Origin of the sequence: Bradyrhizobium sp. 23 (assembly GCF_023073295.1) — a bacterium.
Taxonomy (GTDB): Bacteria; Pseudomonadota; Alphaproteobacteria; order Rhizobiales; family Xanthobacteraceae; genus Bradyrhizobium; species Bradyrhizobium canariense_D.
This window is the reverse complement of the sequence record NZ_JADPJF010000098.1, coordinates 133,598-142,453: the sequence shown is the minus strand read 5'-3', so window position 1 is coordinate 142,453 and position 8,856 is coordinate 133,598. Positions and strand designations below refer to the sequence as shown.

Below are 8,856 nucleotides of genomic sequence, written 5' to 3'. Positions count from 1 at the left end.
TGCTCGGCCATGCCGTCGAAGGCATGCCGTGGCTCGGCACCTTCCACTCCATCGGCGGGCGCATCCTGCGCACCCACGCCGAGCTGGCGCAGCTCAAGTCGAACTTCACCGTGCTCGACGTCGACGATCAGGTCCGACTGCTCAAGCAGCTTCTGCAAGCCGACAATATCGACGACAAGCGCTGGCCGGCGCGCATGCTGGCCGGGCTGATCGACGGCTGGAAGAACCGCGGCCTGACGCCGTCGCAGGTGCCGTCGGGCGAAGCCGCCGTGTTCGCCAACGGCAAGGGCGGCAAGCTCTATGCGAGCTACCAGGAGCGGCTGAAGATCCTGAACGCCGCCGATTTCGGCGATCTGCTGCTCGAGGACATCCGCATCTTCCGCGAGCACCCGGATATCCTGCGGCAGTACCAGCAGCGCTTCAAATTCATCCTGGTCGATGAGTATCAAGACACCAACGTCGCTCAATATCTGTGGCTGCGGCTGCTGTCCCAAGCGCCGACTTCTTTTGCCTCTCCCCGCGTGCGGGGAGAGGTCGGATCGCCCGGCAGCGCAATTGCGCGCCCGAGCGATCCGGGTGAGGGGGACTCTCAGCAAGCTGAGCTCGTGGAGGCAGCCCCTCATCCTGACCTTCTCAGCGCGAGCGAAGCTCGTCGCGACCCCGCAAGCGGGGAGAAGGAGCAGACGCGCCACGTCAAAAACATCTGCTGCGTCGGCGACGACGACCAGTCGATCTATGGCTGGCGCGGCGCGGAGGTCGACAACATCCTGCGCTTCGACCATGATTTCCCCGGCGCCAAGGTCATCCGCCTCGAGCGCAACTACCGCTCGACGGGCCACATCCTCGCCGCCGCCTCGCACCTGATCGCCCACAACGAGGGCCGGCTCGGCAAGACGCTGCGCACCGAGGACCAGGACGGCGAGAAGGTCACGGTAACAGGCTCTTGGGATTCGGAAGAGGAAGCCCGCGGCATCGGCGAGGAGATCGAGCAGATCCAGCGCCAGGGCGACAAGCTCAACGAGATCGCGATTCTGGTGCGCGCCTCCTACCAGATGCGCGAGTTCGAGGACCGCTTCGTCACGCTTGGCCTGCCCTATCGCGTCATCGGCGGCCCGCGCTTCTACGAGCGCGCCGAGATCCGCGATGCGCTGGCTTATCTCCGCGTCATCAATTCACCGGCCGACGATCTCGCCTTCGAGCGCATCGTCAACACGCCCAAGCGCGGCCTGGGCGATGCCACCGTGCAGATGCTGCACGATCACGCCCGCAAGCGCCGCATCCCGCTGTTCGAGGCGGCGCGCGCGGTGGTCGAGACCGATGAGCTGAAGCCGAAGGCGCGCGGCTCCTTGCGCGACGTCGTCGCCCAGTTCGACCGCTGGCGCGCCCAGCGCGAGGTCACCTCGCACACCGAGCTCGCCGAGATCGTGCTCGACGAGAGCGGCTACACCGAGATGTGGCAGAAGGACCGTTCGGCGGACGCCGCGGGTCGGCTCGAAAACCTCAAGGAGCTGGTGCGCTCGATGGAGGAGTTCGAGAACCTGCAAGGGTTTTTGGAGCACATCTCACTGGTGATGGACCGCGACAGCGGCGCCGACGAGGACGCGGTGTCGCTGATGACGCTGCATTCGGCCAAGGGGCTGGAATTCGACAACGTGTTCCTGCCCGGCTGGGAGGAAGGCCTGTTTCCGAGCCAGCGCACGTTGGACGAACAGGGCCGCGCCGGCCTCGAGGAAGAGCGCCGGCTCGGTCATGTCGGCCTGACCCGGGCCCGCCGCCGCGCCAAAATCTATTTTGCCACCAACCGCCGGATCCACGGCACCTGGTCGACCACGATCCCCTCGCGCTTTCTCGACGAACTGCCCGCGGCCAATGTCGAGATCACGGAATCCAAGGGCGGCTCGGCCTGGGGCGGCACCGGCGGCTACGGCGCCTCCCGCTTCGACGACATGGAAGCGTTCGGCTCCACCTATTCGACCCCGGGCTGGCAGCGCGCCCAGGCCAATCGCAATCGCGGCGGCGGTGGCGGCGGCAATGGCGGCCGCGGCAGTTTCGAGGAACAGGCCTCGTCGTTTTCGTCCCAGTCGTCCTCGCCCGATTTCGGCAGCTTCTCCTCGCGCCGCCGCGGGCCGCTGACGATCGAGGGCGAGCTGGTGGCCAAATCCACCGGCACGACCTCGGAATTCTCCCTCTCCGACCGCGTCTTCCACCAGAAATTCGGCTATGGCCGCGTCACCAAGATCGACGGCAACAAGCTCACCATCGCCTTCGACAAGGCGGGGGAGAAGAAGGTCGTGGACAGTTTTGTGCAGCGGGCGTGAGGCCTGCATGCCGCACTACATCGCCATCATCGAGGACGCCGGCCCGGACGAAGCCGTCGGCGTGTGGTTTCCCGACCTGCCCGGCTGCATTTCCGGCGGCGACGACGTCGATGAGGCCCTGGAGAATGCGCCCGAGGCACTCGCGTTCTATGCACAGGAACTGACCGCGGACGGCCGCCAGCTTCCCCCGCCGCGGACATTGGACGAGCTCAAGGCCGACCCTGATGTCGCCGACGAGCTCGGGACGCACACGGTCGCCCTGATCGAATGGCCACCCCTCACTGAGGCCACGGAGTGAGGACTGTTCGCCGCACTGGTCGGACTCTCGACAGTTCAGGTCCGAACAGCCCTTGACCACCGTGAACTTCCCCGTATCAGATGCGACCATGGTCCGGGGCTCCATCACACTGATCTTGCTGGCATTGGGTATGCCGTCGCTTGCGGCGGCGGAGACCATGAGCTTTGGCGATGCGATCGGCCTGCTGGCGAAAAGTTGCGGCGCGGAAATCGTCGCCAATTGCCGCGGCGTCAACCCGGATTCGACCCGCCTGAAGGAGTGCCTCTCGCGCAACCGCGACGTGCTCTCGCAGCAGTGCCAGAGCGATTATCTCGGTGCCTTCGACGCCATCCAGAAGCGCGTCGCAGCCCGTGTCACCGTGGCGAACGTCTGCCAGCGCGAGATCGTCAAGGTCTGCGGCGGCTCGACCAAGGAGACCAGCAAGGCGGTCCCCTGCCTGGTCTCGACGCCCAAGGGCATCAGCAACAATTGCCTGAAGGCCGTTGACGACGCGGGGTATCGGTGATGCCAGCGACGAGGCTTTCCACCGCCGGAATATGCATCGCGCTCGGCCTCGCTTTGCTCGCGGGCACAGCGGAAGCGCAGACGGCGCCGCCAACCCGCGACGACATCGTCGGCAAGCTCAACCATTTCGAACAAGCCGCCGAGATCGATCTCCCCGCGCTGAAGCTGCAGGTGATGGAGCGGGCCAAGGCCAGGATCAAGAACGATCCCGGTCCGGTGAACCGGCCGCTGATCGCGCCTGATCTGGTCAATCTGCCGACCTTCACTGCGCAGATCCAGTTCGACGCCGACACGCCGATCATCCAGCCGGCGTCCTACCAGACCGTCGGCCGCCTCGCCGATGCGCTGGTCCATGCCTCGCTGCTGCCCTACACGTTCCTGATCGTCGGCCATGTCGAATCCAACGCGAAGACGCGCGAGGCCAACGCGATCCTGAGCCAGCGCCGGGCGGACGCGATACGCGACGTGCTGGTGAACACGTTCAAGATCTCGACCAAGCGGCTGCATCCGATCGGCCTCGGCGAGGAGCAGTTTCTCGACCGGGCCAGGCCGACCTCAGCCGCCAACGCCCAGTTGCAAATCCTGACCTACGCCAAGGTACCGGAGGAAGCGCCTGCGCATCCCGCTGCGACACCTGCGCCTGCGGCGAAAAAGCCCGCCAAGAAGCGCTGAGCGGACGCGCCACGGCGTCTGACGCAACCCTTTGAAGTCACGTTTCTTTTGTGACCTGTCTCACAGCGCAACAGCGCGGTTTCGCGCGACAATTACGCCGGTTTGTGCACCGCCCTATCAGGTGCTATAGGCTTTTTTCGCCCTGCCCGACCCCATGCTGCACGAGACCGAGATGGCCAGTTATTTTCAACGTCAGCTGGCCGACTACGTCGAATATCATCGCGATCCCTGGAACTGCGCGATGCACGTGGTCGGCATCCTCCTGCTCTTCACCGGCGCCGTGCTGCCGCTGACGCTGGTCCATTTCCCGGTGTTCGGGATCGAGGTCAGCCTGGCCATGGTTCTTGCCCTGCCGGTGCTGGCCTACTGGCTGATGCTGGACGCCGGGATCGGGCTCGGCATCCTCGCCTCGATGATCGTGCTGCTTTCGGTCGCAACCGCGATTGGCAATCAGGTCTCGATCGTCATGATGTGGTCGATTTTTGTGGTGCTGATCGGGCTCGGCGTCGCGTCGCAAATCGTCGGTCACAAGGTTTTCGAGGAGCGGCAGCCGTCGATGGTCGACCACCCCACGCATTTTCTGCTTGGACCGATGTTTGTCATGGCAAAATTATTCATTGCATTGGGCTTCCGTCGCGACCTTGCCGCGATTCTGGCGCCTGCTCCGACCAATTCCCTTTCAACCCGATAGTTCTAGACGCGAAACAGCAAACCTACTGCATGGCTCTCGTACTGGTTACCGGTGGCAGCGGCTTCATCGGACATCATCTTGTAGAAGCGCTCCGCGCCCGTGGGCAGCGGGTGCGTGTTCTCGACGTCCGTGCGCCTGCCGCGCCGTATGCCGACGTTGAATATGCCCAAGGCTCGGTGCTCGACGGTGCCGCGGTCGATGCCGCGATTGCTGGGGTCGATCAGGTCTATCACCTCGCGGGCCTGCCCGGCATGTGGGTCGCCGACAAGCAGGCCTTTCACGACGTCAATTGCCGCGGCACCGAGATCGTGCTCGCGGCCGCGATGAAGCGCGGGGTCTCGCGCTTTCTGCACTGCTCGACGGAATCGATCCTATTCCCCTATTCCGACCTCAACGGTGTTCCCGCCGAAGAGGCGCTGCAGCCGGCCGATGCGATGCCGGGCGCCTACACGCGGTCGAAATCGCTGGCCGAGCATTGCGCCGCGAAGGCCGCAGCTGAAGGTTTTCCGCTGGTGATCGGCACCCCGACCATGCCGATCGGTGCTGCCGACCACAATCTGACGCCGCCGACTGCGATGCTGTGGTACTTCCTGCAGAAGAAAGTGCAGCCGCATCTCGACTTCCCGGTCAATCTCGTCGACGTTCGCGACGTTGCCATGGGCCTCGTGCTGACCATGGAACGCGGGCGTAACGGCCAGCGCTACATCCTCGGCGGCGACTGCGTCAGGCTCGGCCAGATTCTGCGGATGATGTCCGCGATGAGCGGCCGCCGGCAATTCCCGGTCGTCGTTCCCGGCAAGATGGCCGAGCTGTCCGGCATCATGCTCGAATATCTCTCTGACCGCATCACGCGCAGGCCGCCCAACGGCACCGCCGAGGGCGTGCGCATTGCGCTCGCCGCGAGCGACCTCTCGATCAGCAAGGCGCGCACCGAACTCGGCTACGCGCCGCGCCCGATCGAGCCGGTCCTGCGCGAAACCATCACCCATCTTCTCGCCCGCGGCGGCGCGCTTGCCTCCGGCGCCATCGAGCATCACGCGCTCTCCTCGCGCGCCAGCTGAGCTGCCGCCCAACCCAAAGAACCTTTCCGCATGTCCTTCGATTTCAGCAAGCTTCTCTCTGTCGCCTGGGGTGGTTGGACCACGACTTGGCCGACGCAACTGCTCGCCCTGATCTGGCTCGCCTGGCTCGCAAGCTGGGTCGGCGCCTCGTTCTGGCAGGGCCGCACCCAGAAGCAGGTAATGACGCTGGAGTCCGGCCGCTATCGCATCCCGATCCTGGTCGGCGGCATCCTGTTCACGCCATGGACCGCGGAAGTGCTCGGCGAGAAGCCGCTCTGGGTGTTCAGCAATACAGCTGTCTACGTGGTGGCGCTGATCGTGCTGGCCGGCATCTCCTTCACCTGGTGGGGACGGCTGCATCTCGGACAATTCTGGTCCAACACCATCACCCACAAGCAAGACCACCGCGTCATCGACACCGGCCCGTACGGCATCGTACGCCATCCGATCTACACCGGCCTGATCCTCGGCATGCTGGTGACCGGCATCGCGGTCGGCACGGTGACCGCGATGCTCGGCGCGATCCTGATCTCGCTCGGCATGTGGCAGAAGGGCCGGATGGAAGAAGTGTTCCTGTCCAAGGAGCTCGGCGAAGACGCCTACGGCGCCTATTGCCGCCGCGTGCCGATGATCATCCCGTTCCTGTCGCCGCGCTGAGAGCGGCGGACGCGCCCCACATTCGCTGTCGTCCCGGCCTTCGCCGGACGACAGCGAGAGGAACTGCCTTCCCTCCAGCCCGTTAGCCTCTCGATACCTGCCACTGACCGCAGAGCATCGAGCCATGTCCGACGCCTACGATTATTTTCGCGAGCACGCGATCGCCGCCGTCCGCAAGGCGCGGGCGCTGCCGCCGGGGCGGCCGAAGCAGAAGCAGCGCACCGTGGCGCGTGTCTATCATCTCCTGTCCAGGGAGGCCGCGCTCGCGCCGAACATCCATCATCTGGATGATTTTCGCGCGGCGCGCCGGGCAGAGCGGCAGATCGGCCACTGATCTCCGGGCCCCGCTTGCCGGCATTCGTCCCATGCAAATTCGAACGGCTGCCATTCCACGGGAATAGAGCCCCGCGGCCCATCGCACAGGTTGACGTCTGCCCCGCCAGCCCGTTGGATGCGCCCGCAAACAGGGGCTTCTCATGACGTTTTCCAGCATCTTTGCGCAGTTCGTTGCGCTTCTCGGCGGCATCGCGCTGCAATGGCGGAAGCTGTCAGGCACCGTGCCTGCGCCGGCCTGGGGCCAGTCGCCCGCGATTCCCGAAGCAAAACCGCAAGGCGCCATTCCGACACTGAAGATGCCGACGGCGCGGGGCTGGAGCGAAGGACAGAAGCCGACGGTCGCACCCGGGCTCAAGGTCAATGCGTTCGCGACCGGCCTCGACCATCCGCGCTGGATCGAGGTGCTGCCCAATGGCGACGTGCTGATCGCGGAGGCGACGCAGATCGCGGGGGCGCCGCGGTCCGTGTTTCACTACGCAATGCAAGCGACGATGCGGCGCGCCGCCGCGCTCGGCGTCAGCGCCAACCGCATCACGCTGCTGCGCGACAAGGATGGCGACGGCGTCGCGGAGTATCGCGGCGCGTTCATGGAAAACCTCAGCCAGCCGTTCGGCATGGCGCTGGTCGGCGACACCTTCTATGTCGGCAACACCGATGGCGTGATGGCCTTCCCGTACGTGGCGAATGCCGATCGCATCACCGCGCCGGGCAAGCGCCTCACCACTTTCAAGCCGAGCGGCCACTGGACCCGCAGCCTGCTCGCAAGCCCCGACGGCAAGAAACTCTATGCCGGCGTCGGCTCGCTCAGCAACATCGGCGAGATGGGCATGGAGGTCGAGGAAGGCCGCGCCGCGGTCTACGAGCTCGACCTCGTCGCCGGTACGCACCGCATCTTCGCCGCCGGCCTGCGCAACCCGGTTGGTCTCGCCTGGGAGCCGACGACCGGTGTGCTCTGGACCGTCGTCAACGAGCGCGACGGCCTCGGCGACGAAACGCCGCCGGACTATCTGACCTCGGTGCGCGATGGCGGTTTCTACGGCTGGCCCTATTGCTACTGGGGCAAGACGGTGGATGACCGCGTGCCGCAGGATCCGGCGATGGTCGCCAAGGCACTCACGCCTGACTACGCGCTCGGCGGCCACACCGCCTCGCTCGGCCTGTGCTGGATGCCCGCGGGCACGCTGCCGGGCTTCCCCGACGGCATGGCGATCGGCCAGCACGGCTCGTGGAATCGCAGCACGCTGTCCGGCTACAAGCTGGTGTTCATCCCGTTCGAGAACGGAAAGCCTTCGGGTCCAGCACGCGACATCCTGTCCGGCTTCCTCGCGCCGGACGAGAAAGAATCCTACGGCCGTCCGGTCGGCGTCGTGATCGGTCCCGACAAGAAATCGCTGCTGATGGCCGACGACGTCGGCAACGTGATCTGGCGCGTGACGGGCGCTTGAAGGTTATGTTCCAACGCTAAGCGTGGTGCGCTGCTTGCGGAGCAGCGCGATCACCGACAGTGCCGTGATCAACCCGGTCTTGGGATTCTCGGAGGGGACGTTCTCGATTGACATCGAGAAGCGCGCGGAATCCGACTCGACCTCGATGCGATGAACATTGCGCGTCACGGTCGGGTCGGCCCAGATTTGCACCTGGGTGCGATCCGGCCCGACGCCCGCGAGCGACAGCGCGACCGCGACGTTGAGATTGGCCGGAAAGCCTTTCGCTGCCTCTCGCGCGGTCCCCTCGAACAGCTTGAGCGGCTCGCGCAGATTGTCGATATCGATGTTGTTCTGGACGATGAGCGGCGCGCCCTTCAAGCCGTCGATCGGCTTGCGCGTCACCATCTTCACCGAGTGAATTGTGCCGATCGCGGCGGCGTTGACGGCGTCGAGCCCGATCAGCGCGCCGGTCGGCACGAGGATGCGGCCGCCATTGGCCCGGGCGAGATCGACGAGATCAAAATTGTCGAGCAGCCCACCGACGCTGACAACGACCGCGGCCCTGCCGCGTTTCACCGCGGGCTCGACGATCGCGCGGAGTTGGCTGCTCGGGGCGCATTCGACGACGATGTCGGCGGCGTCGCCAAGCTGGTCGAGCGGTAATACGGATGGCGGACGACGCAGGCTGCCGAGCAATTTCTGATGCTTTGCGGGATCGCGCACCGCCACGGCGGAGAGCGTCAATCCCTCGATGCCCTGATCGAGCGCGGCGGCGATCTTGGTGCCGATCGAGCCGAGCCCCGCGACGGCAACCCGCAATTCGTTCGAAGCTGTCCGTTCAGCCATCGCATCACCCCTCTCGCCAAGTCGATGTCATAGCGCCTCAGGCGTC

Annotated in this window: 10 protein-coding genes; 9 read left to right on the top strand and 1 reads right to left on the bottom strand. The window is 65.5% G+C overall.

Annotated features, from left to right (window positions below):
- The 9 genes from IVB32_RS24500 to IVB32_RS24460 form a co-directional block, all read left to right on the top strand.
- Positions 1-2,318 (top strand): 3'-5' exonuclease (locus IVB32_RS24500; protein ID WP_247411708.1); only part of this gene is annotated, 2,318 nt, incomplete at its 5' end.
- A 7-nt stretch (positions 2,319-2,325) separates the two neighbouring features.
- Entirely contained in the window at positions 2,326-2,616 is a 291-nt protein-coding gene (locus IVB32_RS24495; RefSeq protein WP_247370219.1) for a type II toxin-antitoxin system HicB family antitoxin, read from the top strand.
- Positions 2,617-2,704: 88 nt separating this feature from the next.
- Positions 2,705-3,121: a hypothetical protein gene (locus IVB32_RS24490; protein WP_018454284.1), complete on the top strand. Its 417-nt coding sequence runs from the start codon at positions 2,705-2,707 to the stop codon at positions 3,119-3,121.
- On the top strand, positions 3,121-3,792 hold the full coding sequence (locus IVB32_RS24485) for an OmpA family protein (protein WP_018454283.1): 672 nt from the start codon (positions 3,121-3,123) through the stop codon (positions 3,790-3,792). Before IVB32_RS24490 ends, IVB32_RS24485 begins: the two co-directional genes overlap by 1 nt.
- Positions 3,793-3,946: 154 nt before the next feature.
- Positions 3,947-4,483: an Mpo1-like protein gene (locus IVB32_RS24480; RefSeq protein WP_018454282.1), complete on the top strand. Its 537-nt coding sequence runs from the start codon at positions 3,947-3,949 to the stop codon at positions 4,481-4,483.
- Positions 4,484-4,512: 29 nt separating this feature from the next.
- Positions 4,513-5,544: an NAD-dependent epimerase/dehydratase family protein gene (locus IVB32_RS24475; RefSeq protein ID WP_018454281.1), complete on the top strand. Its 1,032-nt coding sequence runs from the start codon at positions 4,513-4,515 to the stop codon at positions 5,542-5,544.
- 30 nt (positions 5,545-5,574) lie between these two features.
- A complete protein-coding gene (locus tag IVB32_RS24470; RefSeq protein ID WP_007600907.1) occupies positions 5,575-6,201 on the top strand; it encodes an isoprenylcysteine carboxylmethyltransferase family protein in 627 nt (208 codons plus the stop codon).
- A gap of 124 nt (positions 6,202-6,325) precedes the next feature.
- Positions 6,326-6,535 (top strand): hypothetical protein, encoded by a 210-nt coding sequence (locus IVB32_RS24465; RefSeq protein WP_018454280.1) that lies wholly within the window; start codon positions 6,326-6,328, stop codon positions 6,533-6,535.
- 142 nt (positions 6,536-6,677) lie between these two features.
- Complete coding sequence (locus IVB32_RS24460) at positions 6,678-7,982, top strand: sorbosone dehydrogenase family protein (RefSeq protein WP_018454279.1); 1,305 nt, start codon at positions 6,678-6,680, stop codon at positions 7,980-7,982.
- A gap of 3 nt (positions 7,983-7,985) precedes the next feature.
- Here the strand turns inward: IVB32_RS24460 and IVB32_RS24455 are convergent, their stop codons facing one another.
- Entirely contained in the window at positions 7,986-8,810 is an 825-nt protein-coding gene (locus IVB32_RS24455) for an aspartate dehydrogenase (RefSeq protein ID WP_247370216.1), read from the bottom strand.
- Between the last annotated feature and the right edge of the window lie 46 nt (positions 8,811-8,856).